This is a genomic window from Streptomyces sp. ATCC 21386 (assembly GCF_018728545.1).
GTDB lineage: Bacteria > Actinomycetota > Actinomycetes > Streptomycetales > Streptomycetaceae > Streptomyces.
In genome coordinates, this window is sequence record NZ_JAAVVL010000001.1 from 9,619,963 (window position 1) to 9,644,514 (window position 24,552).

Here is a 24,552-nt window from a genome sequence, read left to right on the forward strand (position 1 = left end):
TGCCCGGGTCTTCCCGGACTGCGAAAAGGGCGGTGGCCCGGGGGGTCGTCCACACCCCGGGCACCGCCCCGCTCACGTCGCGGCCTTGGTCTACTTCGCCTGCGTCAGGTCGTAGAACGTCGTGCCGTCGACCGTCACCGACTCGAAGTTCTCCTGGACCCAGGAGCTGATCTGCGCGGAGGTGCCGTCGCTGCCGCCGCGGCCCATGCCGCCGCCCGAGCCAGCGGCGATGAAGTAGTGGATCTTGCCGTCCTCCACGTACTCCTTGAACTCCGTGAGGGTCGGGGACGGGTCGGTGCCGTTGAAGCCGCCGATCGCCATGACGGGGTCTCCGGTGGAGAGCTGGTAGCTCGCCGCGTTCTGGGCGCCGATGGCGGCGGCCGCCCAGGTGTAGTCCCCCGCGTTCTTCTCCAGCACTTCCTTGGCCTCGTCGCTGACGGAGGTGCCGTTGATCAGGCCGCCCATGCCGCCACCACCGCCGCCGGCCGTGCGACCGCCGTCACCGTTCTGCGTCTGGCCGTTGCCCTGACCCTGCTGGTTCTGCTGGTTGTTCTGGCCCTGCTGGTTGTTCTGGCCGCCGAAGCCGCCGGTCGGGGGCCGGCCCATCTGACCGTTGCCGTTCTGACCGGGCCAGCCGCCCTGTTGGTTGTTCTGACCCGGCATTCCGCCACCGCCACCACCGGGACCGCCGCCCATGCCGCCGCCGGGGCCACCGCCCATGCCCCCGCGGGTCGACGGGCCGGCCGTCACGATCGAACCGGCGTGCCCCTCGTTGAGGGTGGTGAAGGTGTACGCCGTCGGGCCCGCCACCGCCGTGACGATGCCCAGCCCGACGACCGCCAGGGCCAGCCGCCGCCCCAGCCTGGCCACGAAGACCAGCCCGAGCGCGGCGGCCAGACCGCCGACGAGCACGACCCACTTCAGCCAGGGCAGGTAGTCGGAAGAGCGGTTGAGCAGGACATAACCCCAGACGGCCGTGGCCGTCATGGCGGCGGCCAGCGTGATCGACGCCCAGAACTTGCCCCGTTGGTCCCACAGCAGAGCCGCGCCCATGCCCATCAGCGGCGCGATGTAGGGGGCGAGAGCCACCGTGTAGTACTCGTGGAAGATGCCCTGCATGAAGCTGAAGATCACCATGGTGATCAGCAGCGAGCCGCCCCAGAGGAGGAAGGCCGCCCGGGTCGTGTCCGTGCGCTTCAGCTTCCGCGTGGCCCAGACCGCGGCACCGAGGAAGATCAGCGCGGCCGGGATCAGCCAGGAGATCTGACCGCCGACGGAGGAGCTGAACATCCGGTCCCAGCCGTTCTCGCCCCAGTTGCCGCCACCGCCGCCTCCGCCACCGCCGACGCTGCCGGTCTCCTCGCCGTTGAGACGGCCGAGACCGTTGTAGCCGAAGGTCAGTTCGAGGAAGGAGTTGTTCTGCGAGCCACCGATGTACGGGCGGGACGACGCGGGCCACAACTCGACGATCGCGACCCACCAGCCGCCGGCCACGACCATCGCGAGCCCGGCGAGCAGCACCTGGCTGACCCGCTTCTTCACCGAGGCCGGCGCGAGGACGACGTACACGAGCGCGAGGACCGGCAGGATCAGAAACGCCTGCAACGTCTTGACCAGGAAGGCGAGGCCGATGGCGACACCCGCCCAGACCAGCCACTTCGTCTGCGCCCTCTCCATCGCGCGCAGCGTGCAGTAGACCGCCGCGGCCATCAGCAGCGCGAGCGCCGCGTCCGGGTTGTTGAAGCGGAACATCAGCGCGGCGACCGGCGTGAGCGCGAACACCGCCATGGTGACGAAGCCTGCCGTGGCGTTGAAGCGCCGGCGCACGGCCGCCCACAGCACCCCGGCGGTGGCGACGGCCATCAGGACCTGCGGGAACAGGATCGCGAAGGAGTTCAGGCCGAACAGGCGCACCGACAGCGCCATCGGCCAGAGGGAGGCCGGGGGCTTGTCTACGGTGATCGCGTTGGCGGAGTCCAGCGAGCCGAAGAAGAAGGCCTTCCAGGACTGGCTGCCCGCCTGTACGGCCGCCGAGTAGAAGGAGTTGGCGTATCCGGAGGCCGTGAGGTTCCAGGTGTAGAGCCCGCCGATGAGCAGGAGGGTGAGGAGGAAGCCGGGGCGGATCCAGCGATGGTCCTCGGGCCTGCCTCTCCACAGGCGCTTGGCGAAGGGCTGCCCGGGCTCGCCCGCGCCCGGGGCAGGGGACTCGGCGGCCGCCTGCGGAACAACCGGTTCCTGTACGGCGGTCGCGGTGGGCGGCGGTCCCCAGTCGGGACCGGGGGCGGGGTCCGGGCCGGGACCGTCCGGCCGGCCCGTCGTCTCGAACTGCGTGGTCATCGTGCGTTCCTCGAATCCTGATCGTGCGGGCGCACCGGCCGCATCTGCATGGTCGGCTCCCCCCAGGTGCGGTCCGCGGCTTCTCCGGCGCGGAACGGGGTCGTGGTGTACGTCGGCCGGAACCAGTCCTGATGGCCGTACGGCTCCGGCTGTCCCGGGCGTACCGTCGCCGTCGCCGTCGCCGTCGCCGCGGTCGCGTGGACCGGCGGAGCGGGGTGGTGCGAGACCGGCTGGTGCGGAGCGGGCTCGTGCGGAGCGGGGTGGTGCGAGGCGGCGACGGTCGAGCCCCCCGCGAGGGAGCCGTCGACGAGGGAGCATTCGACGTACGAACCGTCGACGAACGAACCGTCACGCCGGTCCGGGAACACCCACGCCCGGAAGAGCAGGAACCGCAGCACCGTCGCCGCGAGGTTGGCCGCGACGAGGACCGCCAGTTCCGTGGAGTGCGCGGGGGCGGAGGTCGCCGCGTGCAGTGCGGCGAGCGAGCCGCTGGTGAGGGCCAGTCCGATGCCGAACACCACCAGCCCCTGCGCCTGGTGCTTGATGACACCGCCGCGGCCCCGGACGCCGAAGGTCAGCCGTCGGTTGGCGGCCGTGTTGGCGATCGCCGAGACCAGCAGGGCGAGCGCGTTGGCGATCTGCGCCGCGAAGAGGGCCCGGAAGCCGCTGTAGAGGAGCAGGTAGAACAGGGTGGAGAAGCCGCCCACCACACAGAAGCCGAGCAGCTGGCGGGCGAGGCCGCGCGGCACGTCCTGGATCTCGCGGTCCCGGGGATCGTCCCCGAACGGCCGTGCGAGCCGGTCGAGCGCGAGGGACCCGGTGGCCAGCGCTTTGCCCACCCGCCAGACACCCTTGAGGTCGTCGGTGGCCGTCTTCACGATGTGGACGGTCGAGTTCGGGTCGTCGACCCAGTCCACCGGGACCTCGTGGATCCTGAGCCCGGCCCGCTCCGCGAGCACCAGCATCTCGGTGTCGAAGAACCACCCGGTGTCCTCGACCAGGGGCAGCAGCTCCTGGGCGACGTCCCGGCGTATCGCCTTGAACCCGCACTGCGCGTCCGAGAACCGGGCCTGCAGCGAGCCGCGCAGGATCAGGTTGTACGCGCGGCTGATGAACTCCCGCTTGGTGCCGCGCACCACCCGCGAGGAGCGGGCGAGCCTGGAGCCGATCGCGAGGTCCGAGTGGCCTGAGATCAACGGGGCGACGAGCGGGAGCAGGGCGTTGAGGTCCGTCGACAGGTCCACGTCCATATAGGCGAGGACAGGCGCGTCGGACGCGGACCACACCGTCCGCAGGGCCCGACCCCGCCCCTTCTGCTCCAGGCGGAAGGACATCACCTCGGGGAGCTCCGCCGCCAGCCGTGCGGCCACCCGCGGGGTGGTGTCCGTCGACGCGTTGTCCGCGATCGTGATGCGGAACGCGTACGGGAACGTGCGCGCGAGGTGCTCGTGCAGTCTGAGCACGCACGGCTGGAGGTCCTTCTCCTCGTTGTAGACGGGGATCACTACGTCCAGGACAGGCGTACCGGCGTTTCCGGCCGGGAGGTGCTCCCGCGCCGGCAGAGTGCCAGGAGAAGAGTCGGTTCGCATGCAGACCACATTCGCGAGCCGCTCTGTTATGCCCGTGTGCTCACACTGTGGTGGGCCTGTGAGTCCGATTGTCAGGTGTCGCGCCGGTCACCAGCCCGTCCCCGTCGAAGGCGCGGTCGAAGGCGTCGTCGAACACGCCGTCGCGCTGCCCCTGGTGCTCACCGCGGTGTTCGCCGTCGTAGCGGACGTCGTCGAGCTCCCAGTTCGCGGCGTCGTCGAGCAGCGGTGCGGCCCGGCCGAGGGCCGGCAGATGCACGGTGAACACGGTCCTGCCGGGCACGCTGTCGACGGTCACGGCACCGCCGTGCGCGTCGGCGACGGCCTGCACGATGGCGAGCCCGAGTCCGGTCGAGCCGGAGGCCCTGGACCGGGAGGAGTCCCCGCGCGCGAACCGCTCGAACACACGCGGCAGCAACTCCCCCGGGATGCCCTGTCCGTCGTCCTCGACGTCGACGCACATCCACGGCCCGCGCCGCTGCACGCGCGCGGTGACGGTGGTGCCCGGTGGCGTGTGCGTCCGGGCGTTGGCGAGCAGATTGACGAGCACCTGCTGGAGCCGAGCCGCGTCCGCCGACACCAGGGCGGGGGTGTCCGGCAGGTCGAGCCGCCAGCTGTGGCTCCGCCCGGCCACGCGCGCGTCGCTGACGGTGTCCACGACGAGGGGGATGAGGTCGGTCTGCTCGAACTGCAACGGGCGTCCCGCGTCGAGCCGCGCGAGCAGCAGCAGGTCCTCGACGAGCATGGTCATCCGCCCGGACTCGGACTCGATCCGCCCGAGCGCGTGCCGGGTGTCGGGCCCGACCTCCTCCCGGCCGCGCCGGGTCAGCTCGGCGTACCCGCGGATCGAGGCCAGCGGCGTCCGCAGCTCGTGACTGGCGTCGGCCACGAACTGCCGTACGCGTGTCTCGCTCTCCTGCCGTGAGTGCAGGGCGCCATGGATGTGGTCGAGCATGCGGTTGAGCGCGGCGCCGACCTGGCCGACCTCGGTGTACGGATCGGTCTCGGACGCGGGCACCCGCTCGTTGAGGGTCACCTCACCGGTGTGCAACGGCAGCTCGGAGACCCGGGTCGCCGTGGCCGCCACCTTCCGCAACGGCCGCAGCGCGACCCCGACGAGCACGGACCCGGCGATACCGGCGGCGACGAGCCCGGCGCCGGTGACGCTGAGTTCCACGGCGATGAGGGTGCTGAGGGTATTGGTGACGGACTTGGTGGGCAGGCCCACGTAGAACGCGTCACCGTCTTGGTTGGTCTGGTACTTGACCAGGTAATCGCCCTGGTCGGGCAGTCTGACCTTGTGCGTGTCGCCGTCCTTGGCGACTGTGGCGAGCGCGGCGAGGTCCGCGTCGCTCAGCGTGACAGCCCTCATGTCCGGGCCGGTGGTGCTGGAGTTCGCCAGCTCGCCGACGACACCCTTGACGATGGTCCCGTTCCGCACGACGGCGCCGATCGTGTACTCCGGCGAACCGCCCTTCGTGACGAACTGGAGCTTCTCGTCCGTCGTCAAGGTGCTGGTGTCGACGTCGCCCGGCGTGCCGATCCTCACGCCCCCCGGTCCCCGGGGCCCGTCCGTGCGCTTGGCGATGTCCTTCACCTCGGACGCCAGCTGCTGGTACAGATGCTCACTCAGCGCGAACGTCGTCACGGTTCCGATGACGGAGGCCACCACCGCGATCAACGCCACCGCGGAGACGACGAGCCGCGTACGCAGCGTGCGCGGCTGTCCTCGCTTCAGCCACGGCCACGGTTGCCTCTGCGTACGCGTCCGTCGTCGCCCGCTCATGACGAGGCGGGCTTGATCAGATAGCCGGCCCCACGCCGGGTGTGGATCATCGGCTCACGCCCGGCGTCGATCTTGCGCCGCAGATACGAGATGTAGAGCTCGACCACATTGGCCTGGCCACCGAAGTCGTACGACCACACGCGGTCGAGGATCTGCGCCTTGCTGAGGACGCGCCGCGGGTTCCGCATCAGGAACCGCAGCAGCTCGAACTCGGTGGCGGTGAGGTGGATGTTCGACCCGCCGCGCGACACCTCGTGGCTGTCCTCGTCGAGCATGAGGTCACCGACGACGAGCACGGAGTCGGAACGACGGTCGGCGGCACCGGACCGCCGGATCAGCCCGCGCAGTCTCGCCACGACCTCTTCGAGGCTGAACGGCTTGGTGACGTAGTCGTCACCACCGGCGGTGAGCCCGGCGATCCGGTCCTCGACCGCGTCCTTCGCGGTCAGGAAGAGCACCGGCACGTCCGGCAGTTCACGCCGCAGCCGACCGAGGACGGTCAGGCCGTCCATGTCGGGCAGCATCATGTCGAGGACGACGGCGTCGGGCCGGAAGTCCCGGGCGGTCTGGAGGGCACCCGTGCCGTCCCCCGCACTCCGGATCTGCCATCCCTCATAGCGCAGGGCCATGGACAACAGCTCGGTGATCGACAGCTCGTCGTCCACCACAAGCACTCGGACGGGGCTCCCGTCCGGCCTCAGCAGTTCGGTGCGCCCCTGGGGCGAGGTCGTGGTCATGCTGAACACCTTGTCGGGGCCCCCTGAGAACACCCTTTCCGGAACCTGTGATTTTTCTGAGAAACGCACAGGCGCCTCTCAGGAACCCCTTGGGAAGATCCCCGACTTCTCGGACACCATCCCCGCCGACCAGCAGTTTTCTGATCGTCCGCAGGGCGTTCCCCAGGCCGTCTCACCGGTGCCCCACAGCCGCGCCACTCAGGAACGAACTCGGGGCGGCGCCTCACTCACCCCACTTTTATGCAAGCGCCGTCATGATGCGCCCGCCCGCAGCAGAGCGAAGCTCCTACGCCCTTCCCGGCCTGCCCACCCTTCTCCCCTGAACGCCCTCGTCCCCGTCGTCTCAGAACAGCCCGTCCTGCACGCTCCCGTCCCCTGGGCTGCGCAACTCCCGTACGGGCAGGGTGAGGACGTCCCGGGAGCCCTCGCCGACGGGCGCGGTCAGCTCCCAGCCCGTCATGAGCCGGGTGTCGAGCACGACGACTCCGCGCCGGGTGGCCAGATGGAGATCGGGTCCGGCGACGGCGAGGATCTCTCCGCCCACGGCCCCGCCCGGCACCAGCTCGGTCACCACACCGCCGGCGGCCGGCAACCCGTCGAGCCCGAACGCCGCGAAGTGGTCGACGGCTTGGAAGGGAAGGCGCTCCAACGACTCGGGCCACGCCGCGAGCCCCTGGGCGCGTTCGTGCAGCTCGGCCAACTCCCCGACACGCTCCTCGAGCGTCGACGGCCCGGCCCGCACGACCCGCTTGTCGGCGTACGGAATCCGATCGGGCACACCGAGGGCGGCCCGCAGCATCTCCTCCGACCGCCGGGCGGCCATCAACGGCCCACGCCCGAGCCACCCGAAGCACACCGCGCCCTGCTCCAACAACCGCGCCGGTCCCCGCTCGGCGGCGGTGATCCCGACCTTCACCATGCCGGGCCCGAACCACGCGAGATACACGTGATACGGCCGCGGGTCGTCGGCGATCGTGTCGGCGGCCACGGAGTGCGCCCGGTCGAGCCGCGCACACTCCTCGCATCGGGCGCCCGTACTCCGCCCGGGGACCTCGGCCCGCACCGGACACGGGTTCCCGCGAGCGCCGACGCACGTACGCCCGTCGCTCACGACCTCGAAGGCCACCGCTTTCCCCCGCGGCAGCGGACTGCGCCGTCCCCCAGCCCACCGCAACGACGGCGCCCCGTCCTCGCCCCAGCGCAGCCCCGTACATCTCCACACGCGTGCCATCCCTCACGACAGTAGAGGGCACCACTGACAACGCGTCCGCCCGGCGAGCGGGACGCGGACGTCCGGGGAACGACGGACTCGGAGCGGCACGACGGACTCGGAGCAGCACGACGGACTCGGAGCGGCACGACGGACTCGGGACCATCGCGGACTCCGGACCATCGCGGATTCGGGGGCATGGCGGAACCGAGGGGCGCGCCCCTCCCGATCGAAACCCGACCGCGATGCGGACGTCCGGCCATCCGGCCGTGCGTCGCCCTACAGCTTGCTCATCTTGCTGTACGGGCTGAGGATCCGCTGCCGCGCCGAACCGAAGTCGACGAGCGCCGCGATCCCGTCCTCGATACCGATCACCCGGCCGAGACCGTACATGTCATGCGTGACCTGGTCGCCCACCGCGAAGTGCTTGGGAGGCGGGGCGACCGGGGCCTTGAAGGGACTGGTGGGCAGATAGCGCTTCGGTGCACCTGGCTTTGTCATTGCGACCAGTATGCGCCAACCACCGGAACCCCCGACCGGCCAAGAGCCACTTGATCTTCATCCGCGGGGCGGCACACCTCTCCCATGCCGCCGACACGGCAAAAGCCAGAGGCCCTGTGGATCACTCCACAGGGCCTCTGGACTGCTGTGCACTCGGCAGGATTCGAACCTGCAACCTTCTGATCCGTAGTCAGATGCTCTATCCGTTAAGCTACGAGTGCTTGTTCTGTTTTTCGCCGGTCCCGGTCCTTTCGGCCCGCTCGCGGCGACAGGAAGAACATTACATGACTGCCGTCGGCATGTGAAATCCGTTTGCCGCACCCCTTGTGAGCTGGGAAAACGCCATGCGAGGGGGTCATGGAGCGAGGGCGGGAACGACGAAGCCCCGGTCGCGTGGACCGGGGCTTCGGTGATCAAGCGCGGAGGCGGAGGGATTTGAACCCTCGATGGGATTGAAGTCCCAAACCGCATTAGCAGTGCGGCGCCATAGACCGGACTAGGCGACGCCTCCAGCACAACCGCCCGCGCGAGCGCGAGTGGTGCGTGCAGATGATGACACAGCCTGGTGGGCTGTCACCAATCGCCTCCCACGGTACTAGGCGGAGAGCCCGCAGGGCAAAGCCGTATGGCACGTCGGGAGTGGTGCGGCGCGGCGGCCGCGCGGGGCGGACACGGCGTACGACGGCGCCGCAACCGCAGGGCGGGCACGGCGTTAGTCAGGTCATGTTGCAGAGCCTTCCCGGCGCGCGCCGGAAGCCCCCCACAGGTTCCCCCACCCCCCTCGCCGCCGCGTGTCCCTCCGCGCTCCCCACCACCACACCGCCCGCCCCACACCCCACCCGCCCCACCGCCGCCCTGGGCCGGGTCCTCCTCGGGGTCGTCGCCTCGGTCGCCGCGGGTGCCGCCGGCACGCTCGCGCCGGTGGCGCCGGGCGCGTACGCCGCCGAGGCGGTGTCGCGGCCCGCGCCGCCCACGCCCGGCCCGGCCGGCGGGCCCGGGGATCGGCTGACCGTCACCGTGCGCCAGGCCGGCGGCGGCGCGGACGGCACCTTCGAGCTGCGCTGCCATCCGGAAGGGGGCACGCACCCGGACGTACGGGAGGCGTGCGGGCGGCTCGACCGCCGGACGACCTGGGGGACGGATCCCTTCGCACCGGTCCGGTCCGGCACCGTGTGCACGATGCAGTACGGCGGACCGGCCACCGCGCACGTGACCGGTACCTGGGCCGGACGCCGCGTCGACGCCCGCTTCGACCGCGGCGACGGCTGCGAGATCGCCCGCTGGGACGACATGGTTCCCGTACTGCCGGACCTCCGCGCGTAAGAGGGAGGAGAGGAAGGGACGAGAAAGGAAAGAGGAGGGGCGCGAAATCGGCCACGCCTCGGGCGGCGCCCACACCCCTCCCGGCGCCCGCGCACAGGCCGCACATATGTGCCTCCGTCAAGGTCCTCCGGCAAAACACACGGTCACGGCATCCGCGTTCGCACAGTCACGGCATCTCCGTATGTTCGGTGTGCGACCTCCCTCTCATCCGGCGTCGCGAGCGCAACCTCTGCCCGTAGACTCCCTCGCGTGACACGTTGCGGGCCGGTTGGCAAGATGGCCATGGGCCCAGCGGTCGGCAAGGTGCGGTAACAGGGAGGAAGCGTCTCGTGAGCAGCAGGCCATCCCGAGGCGCTGCTCGCCTCGCAGCCATACTGGACGCGCTGCCCGATGCGTTGGTGCTGGTCAACGCCAATGGGACCGTCGTCAACGCCAACACCATCGCGCTGGAGGCCTTCGAGGCCCCGGGCACCGCCCTGGTCGGACGCGGCCTGCTGGACCTGCTGCCCGAGTTCGACTCCCGGCTCATCCCGGGGTCCATGCGGCGGCCCGACACCATGGACCCGACGGGGCGGACCAAGCCGACCCGCATGATCGCCCGCCGGACCGACGGCAGCGAGTTCCCGGTCGAGGTCACAAGCGCGAATCTGGAGAACGGGCAGCAGGCGTACGACGGTTACGGCTACGCCAATGACGAGCTGCTCATGCTGGTCGTACGGGATCTTTCGGGCACCGTCGACACCGAGGCCGAACTCGCGCGTTCGCAACGGCAGACCGAAATGATCCTGCGGGCCGCGTCCGAGGGCGTGGTCGGGACCGACACCGACGGTCGGATCGTTCTCGTCAATCCGGCCGCCGCTCAGATACTGGGTTACCGGGCCAGTGACCTCGGCGGACGCGAGCTGCACACCCTCGTGCTGCACTCCCGCGAGGACGGCGCCCCCTTCCCGTACACCGAGTCGCCCCTCGCGGACACCCTGAAGTCCGGGCGCAAGCACCGGGTGCGCGGGCAGGTGCTGTGGGCGAAGAACGGCGAGAAGGTGTCGGTCGATCTGACGACCGCGCCGGTGCGCGACGGCGACCAGCTCGTCGGCGCCGTGATGACGTTCACCGACCGGCGGCAGTACGACAAGCTCGCCGAGGAGAAGGACGCCGAGGCCGAGAAGCACGCGGCGGAGCTGGAGCGACTCGCCAAGGAGCACGCCGAGGAACTCGCGAGCGTGCGCGAGGAGCACACCGCCGAGCTGGCCGAGCTGGGCGAGCAGCATGCCGAGGAACTCGCCGCCGGGGACGAGCGGTACGCGGCGCTCGGGGAGCGCGAGAAGGACCGGTACGAGGCGCTGGCCGCGCGGCACGAGCAGCTGCTCGCCGTGCTGGGCACCTCGCTGCGCGGTCCGCTCGACCAGCTCCGCAGCGAGCTGGGCACGCTCGCCGCCGACGACGCCGGGCAGCTGTGGCCCGAGGCGAACCAGGTCCTGCACCACCTGACCGCCGGGTACTCACGGATCACGACGCTCATCGACAACGTGCTCGGCTACCAGCGCATCGACGCGGGTGAGGACGACCTCGTACGTACGGCGGTGATGCTCGACGCGGTCGTCGCGGCCGGTGTCGACGGGGCCGTGGAGCTGGTCGGGCCGGGGCGGGTGCAGTTCGCCGTGCACGCTCCGCCCATCGAGGCGGAGGTGGACCAGGCGCGGCTCGCGACCGCCCTCGCGCACCTCGTCGCCGATGTCGCCGGTGTCGACGCGACGGGCAACGCGCCCATGTCCACCGGCGGCTACATGGACAACACCGTCGTCGTGGCGGCCGCGCAGCGCGGTGAGGTCGTGCGCATCGAGGTGCGTGGGCCGTACGCCGGGGGAGACCCGGTGCACCAGCCGATCGTCCAGGGGATCGTGCGGGCGCACGGCGGTGTGCTCCAGACGGTCGAGGTGCCGGGGATGAGCGGCAGCGCGTATGTGCTGGAGGTGCCGCTCGGCGGTGGCGCCGGGGCGATGCCGGCCGCGCAGCTGCCCGCCGTGATGGGCGTCGAGCCCGACCCCGGGGCCGTGGCCACCGGTGCGGAGGTCGCCCTGCCCGAGCAGGCCCCCGTCGGTGGCGGGCGGCGGCGGGCGCGGCGTTCGTCGGTGGACGCGTTCCTGGAGAGCGAGGACACTCCCGAGGGCCCCGACGCCGAGGCCGCGGTCGCCCCGACCGGGCGGCGCCGGCGCAGGGCGGAGGACGCGGCGGGTGCGCCGGGCGCGGCCGTCGGCGCGGTCGGATCCGGTGAGAGCGTTGAGGGCGAGGGCTCCGGGGGCACAGGGCGACGCCGTGGACGTGCCGCAGCTGCCGAGGCGGCCGGTGAGGCCGTGGCCACCGAGGGCGCTGTCGTCACGGCGGCCGAGCACGCGGCGGGTGCGGCCGCCAACGCCACCGGACTGGGCGGGACCGTACCGCCGCAGGGTGTGCCCGCGCCCAGCGGACGTCGTGCGCGCCGCGAGCCCGCGGCGCAGAACGGGGCACAGGACGCGCCGCAGAACGCGTTGCCGCCGGCGCTGCCGGCGGGTCCGGGCGCGGTCACCGAGGCGACCGCCGCCGAAGCGGGCGGCGCCCAGCAGCCCACCGGTCGCCGTCGTCGTGCCCTCGGGGGCGGCGAGGAACGCGCCGCCGCGCCCGAGCCGGGCACGCGAGCCGTCTTCGCCCTGCCACCGGCCGAGGCCGACCGGGGTCCCGAGTACACGAACGCCCCCGGCCTCGGCCCGGTTCCGCCGCCGGGGGCGCCTGGCGCCGCCGGCAGAGCGATGCCGATGCCGATGCCGTTGCCCGCCGGAGCCGCCGGAACCGCAGTGCCCGTGCAGGCCGGGGAGGCGTACGACGGCGAGGGTGACCAGGGTGCGGCGGCGGCCGCCGCTGCCGGGGGGCCCGCCGCCGGCGGGCCGGTGCCGGGAGGGCAGGTCCCCGTCGGTGGACAGGTCGCCGTCGGTGGACAGGTCCCCGCCGGTGGGCCCGTGCCGCCCGGGGGAGTCGTGCCGGGCGGCGGGCCGGTGCCCGCCGCCGGCGTCGGACAGCCGCTTCCCCAGAGCGGTCCGGGGGTTCCGGGTGGCGTTGCCGGGCCGGGCTCGGGGCAGCCGGCCGGTGCCGGGCAGGCACCCGGAGGTGGCCAAGTGGCCGCCGCGGCGGCGATGTCGGGAGCCCCGGTCGGCGGTGCCGACGAGGGTCGCCATGACGCCGCGTTCCATGACGCCGGCGACGACCACACCCCGCCGCAGCCGCACCCGGTACCTACGCCCACGGGCCGACGCCGCGCGGTACGGCAGCCCGCCCCTCAGCAGGGCGACGGCGCGGACAGGACGGCACCGGGGCAGGGGGCGCCGGCACAGGGCGCCGCCACCCAGGGCATTCCCCCGCAGGGTGGCCCCGGGCAGCCGGTCCCGGCCCAGGGCAGGCCGATGGCCGCCGCGCAGTCCGTTCCCGCCCAGGCCGCCGGGGTGGTCCCCGGTCAGCCCGTCCCTGCGGGGATCGCGGCCGCGCAGTCCGTCGCTCCGCAAGGGGCCCCTGGCGCCGCCGCTCAGGCAGCCCCCGGACAAGCTCTTCCCGGGCAGGGCCTCCCCGGGCAGGCAGCCATCGGGCAGCCTCTCGCCGCACAGGCCACCGCTGCTCAGAGCGCTCCGGCACAGCACGTCGTCGGACAACCCGTCGTCGGACAACCGGGTGCCGTCCAGGGAGTCGTCCCGCCTCAAGCGGTGCCCGGTGACCGGCAGCAGGCGCCCGCGCAGGCCGCAGCCCTCGGGCACTCCGTCGTCGTACCGGGCGCACAGGGCGTACCGGGGGTCCAGGCCGTACCCGGGATGCAGGGCGTGCCCGGCGCTCAGCCCTCCCCCGCCCAGCCCGCCCCCGCTCAGGTCGCCGCCCCCGGAGCGGCCCAGCCGCAACAGCAGCCGCAGTCCTGGCCGGACCCGCGCCACGAGGCCTCCGGCGTCGGCATCCCCGTAGCAGCTCCTCAGGCGCCGCTGCCCCCTCAGCCGACCCCGTCCTCGGGCACCCCGCTGCCGCCCGAGGTCGCCGTCCAGCAGCCGCGCGTCGCACAGCCGTTGCCTGCCGAGGCCGCAGCCCCGGCGCAGGCGCAGGCCGCCCCGGCGCCGGCCGCGCCCGCCGCCGGAACCACCGCACCGGCCACCGCTCCTGCGGCGGCCCCTGCCGACCCCAACTCCACCCAGGGAAGGTCGATCAGCGTGCGGACGCTCGGCCAGGGTGTCCCCTTCTCCCGTCAGGGCGGCCCCCAGGCCCAGGCACAGGCACAGCCGCAGGCAGCGCGGTCCGGTGTACAGGCCGCCGCGCAGGCGCAGCCGCAGGCCGGGTCCACACCCGCCCCGAACCAGCCCGGCGGTTCCGGCAGGCGCCGCAAGCTGGGCACTCCGCCCCAGCCGACCGGCGACCGGCCCGAGACGGGCGCGCGCCCCCACCCGCAGTCCACCCCGAGCAATGGCACGGGCCTGCGGGCCGGCACCGGACAGACTCCGCCCGCCGGCCAGGCCGCGGCGCAACCGCAGACGGCCGCGCAGGTGTCGCAGCCCTCTCTCGCCGGGCAGGTCCCGCTGCCGGCGCAACCCTCGCTCGCCGGCCAGGTTCCGCTCCCGCCGCAGCCGTCCCTCGCGGGACAGTCCCGGCTGACGGGCCGTACGGAGGGTGCCGGGCGGTCGTACGCCATAGGGGCGCCCGACGAGAACGCGGACGAAGGTCCGGAGCCTCTCGACGGGCCCGGCGGCGCGGTGGAGGTCCCCGACCGGCCGCATCCGCAGCCGATGGACGACGAGTTGCCACCGGAGCCGCTCGACAATCCGCGCCGGCTGTTGGTGTGGCCCGCGCCGGACGTGACCACCCACCAGGCCCTGAGCGACCGGGGCTACCGGCCCGTCATCGTGAATTCCCGCGAGGACGTGGACGCCCAGATCGCCGCGTACCCGGCCGCCCTGTTCGTGGACCCGCTGACCGGCCCCATCACCCGCACGGCACTTCAGTCGCTGCGGCAGGCCGCCGTGGCCGCCGAGGTCCCCGTCCTCGTCACGGCGGGCCTCGGTCAGGCGACGCGCGAGGCGGCGTACGGGGCCGACCCGGCCATCCTGCTGAAGGCGCTCGCGCCGCGTGACTCCGAGCAGCATCCGCCGCGTGTGCTGCTCATCGAGGAGCACGCGGAGATCGCGCTCGCCCTGACCGCGACGCTGGAACGGCGTGGCATGCAGGTCGCGCGGGCGGCGTCGGACGCGGACGCCGTCACCCTGGCCGCGCAGATGCGGCCCAACCTCGTGGTGATGGACCTGCTCCAGGTGCACCGCCGCCAGGCCGGCATCATCGACTGGCTGCGGGCGAACGGCCAGTTGAACCGCACCCCGCTCGTCGTCTACACGGCCGCCGTCGACCAGTCCGAACTCCCGCGCCTGGCCTCGGGGGAGACGGTCCTCTTCCTCGCGGAACGCTCGACGAGCCCCGAGGTACAGACCCGGATCGTGGACCTGTTGGCACGAGTCGGCACGAACTGAACCAGAACTGAGCCCACGGACAGCAACAGTTGGGGCGGTGTTTCACGTGAAACACCGCCCCAACTGCCGTACGTCATTCGCGAAAGGGCGTCAGATCTGCGTCACGTCCAGCGAACCCTCCGCGTACTGCCTCCGCAGCACCTTCTTGTCGAACTTGCCCACGCTCGTCTTCGGCACCGACTCGATGATCGTCCAGCGCTCGGGGAGCTGCCACTTGGCGATGTGGCCCTCGTCGGCGAGGAAGGACCGCAGGGCTGCGAAGTCGGCGGTGGAGCCCTCCTTCAGCACGACCGTGGCGAGGGGACGCTCGCCCCACTTCTCGTCCGGCACGGCTACGACGGCGGCCTCGGCGACGTCCGGGTGGGCCATGAGCGCGTTCTCCAGCTCGACCGAGGAGATCCACTCACCACCGGACTTGATGACGTCCTTGGCCCGGTCGGTGAGGGTGAGGAAGCCGTCGGGGCTGATCGTGCCGACGTCGCCCGTCTTCAGCCAGCCGTCCTCGCTGAACTTGTCGTCGGGGCGGATGGGCTCGGCACCCTGGCCGCCGAAGTAGGCACCCGCGATCCAGGGACCACGGACCTCCAGCTCACCGGCGGACTCGCCGTCCCAGGGGAGGCGTTCGCCACCGGGACCGGTGAGACGGGCCTCGACGGAGGCGGGGAAGCGACCCTGGGTGAGGCGGTAGGCGAACTCCTCCTCCGAGCCCGGCTCCACACCGGCCGGCGGCCGGGCGATCGTGCCGAGCGGGGAGGTCTCCGTCATGCCCCAGGCGTGGCAGACACGCATGCCCAGCTTGTCGAAGGCCTGCATGAGGGCGGGCGGGCAGGCCGAGCCGCCGATGGTCACCTGGGTCAGGGAGGCGACCTCGCGCGGGCGGGCGGACAGCTCCGCGAGCAGGCCCTGCCAGATGGTGGGCACGGCGGCGGCGTGCGTCGGCTTCAGCGTCTCGATCATCTCGGCGAGCGGGCCGGGCTGCAGGAACCGGTCCGGCATCAGCATGTTGACGCCGGTCATGAACGTCGCGTGCGGCAGACCCCAGGCGTTGACATGGAACTGCGGGACGACGGCGAGCGAGAGGTCCGCGTCCGTCAGGCCCATGGACTGGGCCATGTTGACCTGCATGGAGTGCAGATAGATCGAGCGGTGGGAGTAGACGACGCCCTTGGGGTCGCCGGTGGTGCCGGAGGTGTAACACATGGCCGCGGCGGTGCGTTCGTCCAGCTCGGGCCAGTCGTAGGTGGTCGGCTTGCCGGCGATCAGGTCCTCGTACTCGTGCACCTGGACGCTCGCCCCGGCGAGCAGCGACCGGTCACCGGGCCCGGCCACGACGACGTGCTCCACCGGCTTGAGGTGCGGGAGGAGCGGCGCGAGGAGGGGGAGCAGCGAGCCGTTGGCGATGATCACGCGGTCGGCGGCGTGGTTGACGATCCAGGCGAGCTGCTCGGGGGGCAGCCGCAGGTTGAGGGTGTGGAGGACGGCGCCCATGGAGGGGATCGCGAAGTACGCCTCGACGTGTTCCGCGTTGTTCCACATCAGGGTGGCGACCCGTTCGTCACCGTCGACCCCGAGGTCCTCGCGCAGGGCGTGGGCCAGCTGCGCGGCGCGGGCGCCGATCTCGGCGTAGGAGCGGCGGTCGGGCTCGCCCTCGCCGGTCCAGGTGATCACCTGCGACGTCCCGTGGATGCTCGACCCATGGGCCAGGATCCTGGAGATCAACAGCGGTACGTCCTGCATGGTGCTCAGCACGGCGTCCTCCCGGGGCGGCTCTGCCTACGCGGTGGTAACGGTTGCGCTGATTCTGCTCACATACCGAGCGGTATGTCACTAGGTGCCGGAATGATCGATCAGAGAACGTTGTCCGAGGTGCTTGATCGCGGCCGCATGTCAGGCCAACGATCGGGCTAGCGGACGGGTTCCAGCTCAGGGTCCTCGCGCAGCTTGCCCAGCGCGCGGGACACCGCCGACTTCACCGTGCCGACCGAGACGCCCAGCACCTCCGCGGTCTGGACTTCGCTCAGGTCCTCGTAGTACCTGAGGACGACCATGGCCCGCTGCCGCGCCGGCAGCTTCATGATCGCCCGCCACATCGCGTCGTGGAGCGCCTGCTGCTCGGCCGGGTCGGCGGTCTGGACCCCGTCGGGCTCCGGCAGCTCGTCGCACGCGAACTCGTCCACCTTGCGCTTGCGCCACTGGGACGTCCGGGTGTTCAGCAGCGCCCGTCGGACATAGCCGTCGAGGGCCCGGTGGTCCTCGATGCGCTCCCAGGCGACGTATGTCTTGGCCAGCGCGGTCTGCAACAGGTCCTCGGCGTCGCACGGGTTCGCGGTCAGCGAGCGGGCGGTCCGCAGCAGCACCGGCTGGCGGGCCTTCACGTACGCCGAGAACGACGGGTACGACAGGTCCGCCCGGCCCGGCAGGGTCGGCCGGGCGGAGTGCGAGCGGGCCGAGTGCGAGCGGGCCGTGGTCGACAGGGTCCGCGGCACTGGTGCAGCGGCCTGCGAAGCGCTGGTGCAGACGGGTGTGGTCATGGCTCCACGCTAGGAGCGGGCCCCGCCCGGCGGATCGGCCGCAGGTCCCGAAGACGAATCCCCCTCAGGTTGTAGGAGTGGAGCAGACCCCACCTACTGGAGGTGGATGAACAGCCCCCAGGTACTGAGGGTGCACCCCCGAGAACCACCTGCCCAGGGTGGACGGCGCCCGCCACACCAGGCCCCCGAGTGACCGGAGCCCCCTCAGCCGCCCCGCCCGCACCGCTCACCCGTCCGTCCCCAGCACCAACCCCGAGGTGGGCACCCCCGTCCCCGCGGTGACCAGCACCCGCTCGGCACCGGCGACCTGGTTCACGGAGGTGCCCCGCAGCTGTCGTACGGCCTCCGCGATGCCGTTCATCCCGTGCAAATACGCCTCGCCGAGCTGCCCGCCGTGCGTGTTGAGCGGCAGCCGGTCCTCGGCGACGAAGTCCGCCGCCTCCCCCGGCCCGCAGAACCCGAACTCCTCCAGCTGCATCAGCACGAACGGCGTGAAGTGGTCGTACAGGATGCCCACGTCGAAGTCGTCGGGGCCCAGCCCCGAGGTACGCCGGAGCTGCCGGGCGACGACGTTCATCTCGGGCAGCCCGGTCAGATCGCTGTCGTAGAAGCCGGTCATCTGCTGCTGCGCCCGGCCCGCGCCCTGGGCGGCCGCGACGACCACCGCGGGCGGTCTCGGCAGGTCCCGCGCGCGCTCCACCGAGGTGACGACGAGCGCCTGACCGCCGTCCGTCTCCTGGCAGCAGTCGAGCAGCCGCAGCGGCTCGGCGATCCAGCGCGAGGCGGCGTGCTCGTCGAGGGTGATGGGGCGGCCGTGGAAGTACGCCGCCGGGTTCGTCGCGGCGTGTCTGCGGTCGACCACGGCGACGTGCCCGAACGCCTCCGGGGTCAGGCCGTACGCGTGCAGATAGCGCTGCGCCGCCATCGCGACCCACGAGGCGGGCGTGAGCAGCCCGAACGGCAGCGTCCAGCCCAGGGCCACGCCCTCCGCCGACGGCTCGCGGTGCCGTACGCCCGCCCCGAACCGGCGCCCTGAACGCTCGTTGAAGGCCCGGTAGCAGACCACGACCTCCGCCACGCCCGTCGCGACCGCGAGCGCCGCCTGCTGCACGGTCGCGCACGCGGCACCACCGCCGTAGTGGACGCGGGAGAAGAAGGACAGCTCGCCGATGCCGGCCGCCTGCGCGACCGTGATCTCCGGGCTCGTGTCCATCGTGAACGTCACCATGCCGTCCACGTCCGTCGGTGCCAGCCCCGCGTCGTCCAGCGCCGCGCGCACCGCCTCCACCGCCAGCCGCAGCTCGCTGCGCCCCGAGTCCTTGGAGAAGTCGGTCGCGCCGATGCCGACGATCGCGGCCCGCCCGCCGAGCCCGTCCTTGGTCCGTACGCTCACACCGCCTCCCTCGGGGACAGGGGTCGGGGCAGGGATGGCGGCAGGGTCAGGGTCACCGTGCCGGTGACGTGCCGCCCGACGCCGTTGTCGCCGATCACCCTGACCGTGACCGTCGGCCCGTCGGCCGTCTCGACCGTGCCGGTCAACACCATCGTGTCGCCCGGGTAGTTGGGCGCGCCGAGCCGGATCGCCACCTTGCGCAGGACGGCGTCCGGTCCGAAGTGGTCGGTCACGTACCGCCCCACCAGCCCGTTCGTCGTCAGGATGTTCATGAACACATCGGGCGACCCGCGCCGCCGCGCCAGCTCCGGATCGTGGTGCACGTCCTGGTAGTCGCGCGACGCGATCGCCCCCGCGACGACGAGCGTGCGGGTGATCTCGATCTCCAGCGGCGGGAGCACGTCCCCTGCCTCGACCCTCACGCCGACACCGCCCCCTCCGCGGGACCCTCCGCCGCCTCCGCGGGACCCGCCGGATCCGCGGCGCCCGCGGGACCCGCGCGGAACACCGGAAGCTCCAACTCCTCGTCGAAACGCGCGAATTCGAGCCGTACGGGCATCCCGATCCGCACCTTGTCGTACGGCACCCCGACGACGTCGCTGACCATCCGCACCCCCTCCACCAACTCGATCAGCCCGACGGCGTACGGCGGATCGAAGGCCGGGAAGGGCGGGTGATGCATGACGACGTACGAGTACACGACCCCCTCACCGCTCGCCTCGACCGTGTCCCACGCGGCCGAACCGCACGCGTTGCAGCCGGGCAGCCAGGGGAGGCGGAGCGTGGCGCAGTCGGCACAGCGCTGGATGAGCAGACGGTGCTGTGAAACGCCTTCCCAGAAGCCCGCGTTGTCGCGATTGACGACGGGGCGGGGGCGGCGGGGCCGTTCCTGGGGTGGGGACGATCCGGGGGATGTTCCGTGGGACGGCCGGGGCGCGTGAGCCGGGACGTACTTGAGGATCCGGAAGCGATGGGTGCCCACGAGTTCGTCGCCCACTCGCACATCCATCCGGGTCGTGACGAAGTACCCGGTGCCGAGCCTCGTGGTCTTCCGCTCCGACACCGACTCGATGACCGAGTCGAAGGTGACCTCGTCCCCCGGCCGCAGCGCCCGCAGGTACTCCTGCTCGCAGTCCGTGGCGACGACGGAGGTGCAGCCCGCGTCGTCGAGCAGCGCGAGCAGTTCGTCGTACGCCGGTGCGCGGGTCTCGTGGCCGCCCAGTCCTCCCATCGTCCACACCTGGAGCATGGTCGGCGGCGCGATGGCGTCCGGCCCGGTGTAGGCGGGGTTGGTGTCCCCCATGGCCTCGCACCAGTGCCGGATCATGGGCGAGTTGACGGGATCCTTGCCACGGCCGCCGAGGACGGCAGCGCGCCCCTCGTAGGCCTTGAGCCGTACGGACAGGTCCTCGACCATCGTGGCGCAGCCCCCTCCGAGTTTGCTGACTGTCCGTCAGATTGGGGGCCTGTCGCCACGACTGTCAAGGTCGCCCTGGGGCGGGATGGGACGGGAAACGCCTGTGCGGCGATGCCGTAGCACCGCCGCACAGGCGTGTCACACCCCACGAACATGTCCCACTCGTTCTACGTCGCGCGAGGGCGATGGCCCGGAAGCCGGGCGACCTCATCCGTCCACCCCCGGCCCGACCGACCGCCCTCGCCCGGCTCACCAGAGGTTGGTGAAGCTGACGACCGCGTTGTCCTGGTCGATGGCCGTGAAGCCGGAGCCGTTGACCTGGGCGGTGTTGTTCTGGTTCGAGGCACCCGAGCCGTTCGCCTGCTGCTGCGAGGTCGACGAGTTGCCGTTGTTGTCGTGGCCGACACCGCTGCCGACGATGTTCGCCACGCCGGCGTTCGATCCGTTGTCCGCGATGGCGCCGTTGTCGGCCGTCGCGACGCCGGTGAACAGGGCGGCGGCGAGCGGGAGAGCCGAGACGGCGGCGAGAACGCGGGCGGTACGGATGCTTGCCATGTGCATTTCCTCCAGGGCCTTTCACACAAGTACGGGTTGCGCCAGGGCAGTTGGCCGACCGCCTCGGTGCGGGTCTTCGGGTCTTCGGGTCTTCGGGTCTTCGGGTCTTCGGGTCTTCGGTTCTTCGGGTCTTCGGTTCTTTCTTCGACGTCGCGAATCAAGAGTTGCCCACCGAATCCCCGGCGAACCACCCCGGAAGACCCCATTCCCCCTGAAGCGTGATGACAAGTCGATAAACCCCCTTGGATCTAGGAACTCCCAGTTCAGACGGGATGGCGGCTAGCGACGACCACAAGATCAAGTGAGACAAGAGGGGAAGCGTTCCGGCACATTTCCGACCAACCCGCGAACAGGCCCGCAACGGCCGAAAGCGCACCCCGAACCCTCTTCCCTTTATCGAACACTCGTACGAACATGGAGGCATGGCCACCACGGACCGGCAGGCCAGCACCCTGGCCCTGGCACACGCGCTCTCCGCCGCCGAACGCGGACTGGCGGTGATCCCCCTGTCCCGCACCAAGCTCCCGGCCCTACGCTCCCCCCACCGCCCCGCCGCGCCCGCCTCCCCCACCACCTCCACCACACCGGCCCCCGCCCCTGCCCAGCCCCCGTGCCATGGGGAGTGCGGGCGCTTCGGCCACGGCGTGTACGACGCCTCCACCGACCCCCGGCGCATCCGCGAGCTCTTCGCCGCGGCCCCGTGGGCCACCGGCTACGGCATCGCGTGCGGTGTCGGCCCCCACCACCTGATCGGGGTCGACCTCGACACGAAGTCCGGTACGGACTCCTCGGCGGCCCTGCGCGAGCTGGCCCTGCGCCACCTCTTCACGATCCCCGAGACGGTGGTCGTGCTGACCCCCAGCGGCGGGCGCCACATCTGGCTCACCGGCCCGCCCGACGTGGCCGTCCCCAACTCGGCCGGCCGTCTCGCCCCCGGCATCGACATCCGAGGCGCCGGCGGCTACCTCGTCGGCCCCGGCTCCCGCACCGAACACGGCGCCTACGCCGCGGCCCCCGGCACGTCCCACCTCCTCCCGGCCCCCTGCCCACCCGCTCTGCTCCACCTCCTGCTGCCGCCCCCGCGCACGGGCCCCGCACGGACGACCGGCCGCCGGGGCGACGGTCACGGCCTCGTCCACTTCGTCCTGACCGCGCAGGAGGGGCAACGCAACACCCGCCTCTTCTGGGCGGCTTGCCGCGCCTACGAGAACGGCCTCGGCGCGGAACTCGCGGGCGCCCTGGTCGAGGCGGCCGTCCGCACGGGCCTCACGGAACGGGAGGCGAGGTCGACGATCGCGTCGGCGGCACGGATGTCGAGCGGTGGTCGGTGATCAGACCGGGGCGGGGACGGGAGCGGGGGCGGGGGCGGCGTTCCGCCAAGACGGACCGCCAGACCAGGAAACTCGACCGTCCCGAGCGCGAGGTCCAGACTGAAGCGCGCCGTGGACCAGCACGCCGTGCCGCCGCCCGCCGTCTCGCACCGGAAGCACAAGCCGGGCGGAGTGCCGTCCGTACGTTCGCAACGGCCAGGCAGAACGGAGCGCGGCCCGTGACGCAGATGGGCAACGTGGCTGAGGCTCGTGCGGGGTTGCTGGAGGCACACGTGGCGGGTGCTCGTTCGGCGCACCCGCCGCCGTGGCTGATTTTCGGTGGCTGAGGCCAGAACTGCGTTCCTCGATGGGCGCCAGTTCGACGCCTTTCACATCATGTTGACGAGATCCGAGGCGAGTGCCCCGATCCCGTTGGGGTGCCGAACGCAAGGAGGGGGAAAGATTCTGAGCAGCCTTCTAGTGTAGCTGTCATCACGCCCTCTATCTGCCTCGAATGTACTGCCCTACGATTTCTGAGTCGGCGACACGCAGAGACCGGGGCGGGCATGGAGACAGAGCAGCGAGTGGTGCGCCGAAGCGGATTATTCTCCCGACTGCTGTTCGCGCTGTGGTGCTTGGCGCTGCTTCTTCTGATCTACACCTTGATCCGGCAGAACCTGACCAGTCAAGCGACCCGCAGTTGGCCTTGGAAAATCCGGCTTTTAGATCTCCAGGGCGCCGTCGCGGCAGTACTCGCGACGGGAGGTGCGTCCCTTGCCCGGGCTCAGTACGCTCGCACGGTCAGGCCGGTGATTGGATACTTTGGGCGCGTCGAAGCAGGCCACGGTCCACGCGACCAGTTGGCATGGGCGTGCCGCATGTTCAACGGTGGCCAGGATGCCGCGGTAGTAACGGATGTCAGCTACTGGATCACTTATGCGTCTGCTGCGCGTGTCAGGGGCGCCGCAGACTCCCTGGGATGGGTGAGGCATCCCGACGTGATTGCGTCCATCGAGATGAGTGGTCTGATGAACAGGGAAGATCTCGCATTGACCAACATAGGGCCCGGACTTCCGCTGTCCGCATCGCAGCCCCTGTTCATGGCGTGGTTCACCGAGCGAGCCCTGCGCGATGTGGGGAACGTGTTCGTTAGAGTCCGCCTGCTCGATCGAATGGGTGACACTCATGAGCGGGTGATCAACTTACTGAAAGGCGCCAACCGTTCGCCTTCCCACCCTGATCCACCGATCTTCTGAATTGCGATTCTCCGTAGCTGCGCCAAGATGAGAGATTCTGCAGCCTGCACCAGGATCTCGCATAGCGGGAGTCACCCACCCAGGGACGTCCCCAGGTCATGACACGGATCGACAGCAGGTCAGCGGGACTATCGATCCCGTAGAACCCAAGCCTCGGCCGGGAACATCGAGGCACCAGCCGGCCGCTGGGAGCTGTGGTGCTGGGAGTGGCGCCTTCTCTGACGATCGCACCTGTACGGCAGCGTTCAGGACGCCGCACCACAACCGCACCAGATCTAGCGGGGAACCACGGTGAAAGCAGTCGACCCCGACGACGCCACATCCCAGCTATTCGCCCAGTTCAGCACCCGAAGGGGTCTCGAATGATCACAGCTTCCCAAGCTGATGGCTTTGCAAGTCCGCACCTGGCCGCTTCTGCCGACCAGGTGCGGAGGCGGGCAAGAGCCCTTCTCCAGCCGGAAGGGCCACTCTGCTGGTGGTCAGAGGCCCCGATCCCGGTTCCAGCGGCTCACGTGCATCCCGTAGAGGACGTTGCCGATGCCCGCGGTGAACATGAACAGCCAAAAGTGGACCCACAGCGACTGACGCCGACGCCTCAAGCCGACGCCGCCAATGACCGACGCGGAAGATGCCACGGCGGAACTGCTGCTGTTGATGATGATCGTCGGAGGCTGCCCGAACTGCTGGGCAGGCTGCTGACCCGGTGGTGTCGCCATGTTGCGTCGACTCCTTGCTGAGCTGAGTGTGCGAGAGCGAGACGCACCGTAGAGGTGCCCGAACGGTCACCGAGGTCGAACCGGCTGCATGTCACCCGATCGGGCATGCCTCTGTCCGTCTCACTTTCCGTCTCATTCAGCGCCGTTCACGGCCGTTCAGACGGGGGCGAAGCCGGTAGCCGCTCTCACGGCCGGCCGCCCATGAACGCAGGTGAACGGCCCAGAACGACGCCCGCCACCCCACCACCACAGTTGGAAAGCGTGTTGGTCAGGGGTGATGAGAGGGGATGGGATGTGCGCCCTGCGATAGCCCCGAGGCGGCTTCCTTGAGCAGAGAACCTCTTCGCTAGTGCCGCGTCAGAGAACGTTTGCCCC

General features: G+C 71.3%; 17 protein-coding genes and 2 tRNA genes. 4 read left to right on the top strand and 15 right to left on the bottom strand.

Annotated elements, in window-relative coordinates:
- Window positions 1-90: 90 nt before the first annotated feature.
- The 8 genes from GWK25_RS41455 to GWK25_RS41490 form a co-directional block, all read right to left on the bottom strand.
- Window positions 91-2,337 (bottom strand): glycosyltransferase family 39 protein, encoded by a 2,247-nt coding sequence (locus tag GWK25_RS41455; protein ID WP_215456784.1) that lies wholly within the window; start codon window positions 2,335-2,337, stop codon window positions 91-93.
- Window positions 2,334-3,926 (bottom strand): bifunctional glycosyltransferase family 2/GtrA family protein, encoded by a 1,593-nt coding sequence (locus GWK25_RS41460; protein ID WP_215456786.1) that lies wholly within the window; start codon window positions 3,924-3,926, stop codon window positions 2,334-2,336. The genes GWK25_RS41455 and GWK25_RS41460 overlap by 4 nt, the downstream gene beginning before the upstream one ends.
- A 40-nt stretch (window positions 3,927-3,966) precedes the next feature.
- On the bottom strand, window positions 3,967-5,709 hold the full coding sequence (locus GWK25_RS41465) for a HAMP domain-containing sensor histidine kinase (RefSeq protein WP_215456788.1): 1,743 nt from the start codon (window positions 5,707-5,709) through the stop codon (window positions 3,967-3,969).
- Window positions 5,706-6,446 carry a response regulator transcription factor gene (locus GWK25_RS41470; protein ID WP_215456797.1) on the bottom strand — a complete coding sequence of 247 codons (741 nt, stop codon included), beginning with the start codon at window positions 6,444-6,446 and terminating at the stop codon, window positions 5,706-5,708. Before GWK25_RS41470 ends, GWK25_RS41465 begins: the two co-directional genes overlap by 4 nt.
- A gap of 343 nt (window positions 6,447-6,789) precedes the next feature.
- A complete protein-coding gene (locus GWK25_RS41475; protein WP_215456799.1) occupies window positions 6,790-7,677 on the bottom strand; it encodes a DUF2797 domain-containing protein in 888 nt (295 codons plus the stop codon).
- A gap of 258 nt (window positions 7,678-7,935) precedes the next feature.
- Window positions 7,936-8,157, bottom strand: a complete 222-nt coding sequence (locus GWK25_RS41480; protein WP_033526723.1) for a hypothetical protein — start codon at window positions 8,155-8,157, stop codon at window positions 7,936-7,938.
- Between the two features lie 148 nt (window positions 8,158-8,305).
- Window positions 8,306-8,378: transfer RNA gene (locus GWK25_RS41485), tRNA-Arg, on the bottom strand.
- Between the two features lie 199 nt (window positions 8,379-8,577).
- Window positions 8,578-8,668: transfer RNA gene (locus GWK25_RS41490), tRNA-Ser, on the bottom strand.
- A gap of 212 nt (window positions 8,669-8,880) precedes the next feature.
- Here GWK25_RS41490 and GWK25_RS41495 point away from each other — a divergent pair.
- Both GWK25_RS41495 and GWK25_RS41500 read left to right on the top strand, forming a co-directional pair.
- Entirely contained in the window at window positions 8,881-9,480 is a 600-nt protein-coding gene (locus GWK25_RS41495; protein WP_215456801.1) for an SSI family serine proteinase inhibitor, read from the top strand.
- A 329-nt stretch (window positions 9,481-9,809) separates the two neighbouring features.
- Window positions 9,810-14,999 (top strand): PAS domain-containing protein, encoded by a 5,190-nt coding sequence (locus GWK25_RS41500; protein WP_215456804.1) that lies wholly within the window; start codon window positions 9,810-9,812, stop codon window positions 14,997-14,999.
- A 90-nt stretch (window positions 15,000-15,089) separates the two neighbouring features.
- On the opposite strand, the gene GWK25_RS41505 is transcribed toward GWK25_RS41500, so the two are convergent.
- From GWK25_RS41505 to GWK25_RS41530, 6 genes are all read right to left on the bottom strand, one after another.
- Window positions 15,090-16,748, bottom strand: coding sequence for a long-chain fatty acid--CoA ligase (locus GWK25_RS41505; RefSeq protein WP_215456806.1), 1,659 nt, complete (start codon window positions 16,746-16,748; stop codon window positions 15,090-15,092).
- Window positions 16,749-16,903: 155 nt separating this feature from the next.
- A complete protein-coding gene (locus GWK25_RS41510; protein WP_215456808.1) occupies window positions 16,904-17,530 on the bottom strand; it encodes a SigE family RNA polymerase sigma factor in 627 nt (208 codons plus the stop codon).
- Window positions 17,531-17,756: 226 nt separating this feature from the next.
- The gene (locus GWK25_RS41515; protein WP_215456809.1) at window positions 17,757-18,923 is read right to left on the bottom strand and encodes a lipid-transfer protein; all 1,167 of its coding nucleotides are present in this window, start codon (window positions 18,921-18,923) and stop codon (window positions 17,757-17,759) included.
- Window positions 18,920-19,345, bottom strand: a complete 426-nt coding sequence (locus GWK25_RS41520; RefSeq protein WP_215456810.1) for a MaoC family dehydratase — start codon at window positions 19,343-19,345, stop codon at window positions 18,920-18,922. The genes GWK25_RS41515 and GWK25_RS41520 overlap by 4 nt, the downstream gene beginning before the upstream one ends.
- Entirely contained in the window at window positions 19,342-20,340 is a 999-nt protein-coding gene (locus GWK25_RS41525) for a bifunctional MaoC family dehydratase N-terminal/OB-fold nucleic acid binding domain-containing protein (RefSeq protein ID WP_215456811.1), read from the bottom strand. The genes GWK25_RS41520 and GWK25_RS41525 overlap by 4 nt, the downstream gene beginning before the upstream one ends.
- Window positions 20,341-20,589: 249 nt before the next feature.
- Window positions 20,590-20,895, bottom strand: a complete 306-nt coding sequence (locus tag GWK25_RS41530; protein WP_215456812.1) for a hypothetical protein — start codon at window positions 20,893-20,895, stop codon at window positions 20,590-20,592.
- A 422-nt stretch (window positions 20,896-21,317) separates the two neighbouring features.
- On the opposite strand from GWK25_RS41530, the gene GWK25_RS41535 reads away from it, so the two are divergent.
- Window positions 21,318-22,226, top strand: a complete 909-nt coding sequence (locus GWK25_RS41535; protein WP_215456813.1) for a bifunctional DNA primase/polymerase — start codon at window positions 21,318-21,320, stop codon at window positions 22,224-22,226.
- 545 nt (window positions 22,227-22,771) lie between these two features.
- Window positions 22,772-23,461, top strand: a complete 690-nt coding sequence (locus tag GWK25_RS41540; protein ID WP_215456814.1) for a hypothetical protein — start codon at window positions 22,772-22,774, stop codon at window positions 23,459-23,461.
- Window positions 23,462-23,940: 479 nt separating this feature from the next.
- Here the strand turns inward: GWK25_RS41540 and GWK25_RS41545 are convergent, their stop codons facing one another.
- Window positions 23,941-24,177 (bottom strand): hypothetical protein, encoded by a 237-nt coding sequence (locus GWK25_RS41545; protein ID WP_215456816.1) that lies wholly within the window; start codon window positions 24,175-24,177, stop codon window positions 23,941-23,943.
- Window positions 24,178-24,552: the final 375 nt, after the last annotated feature.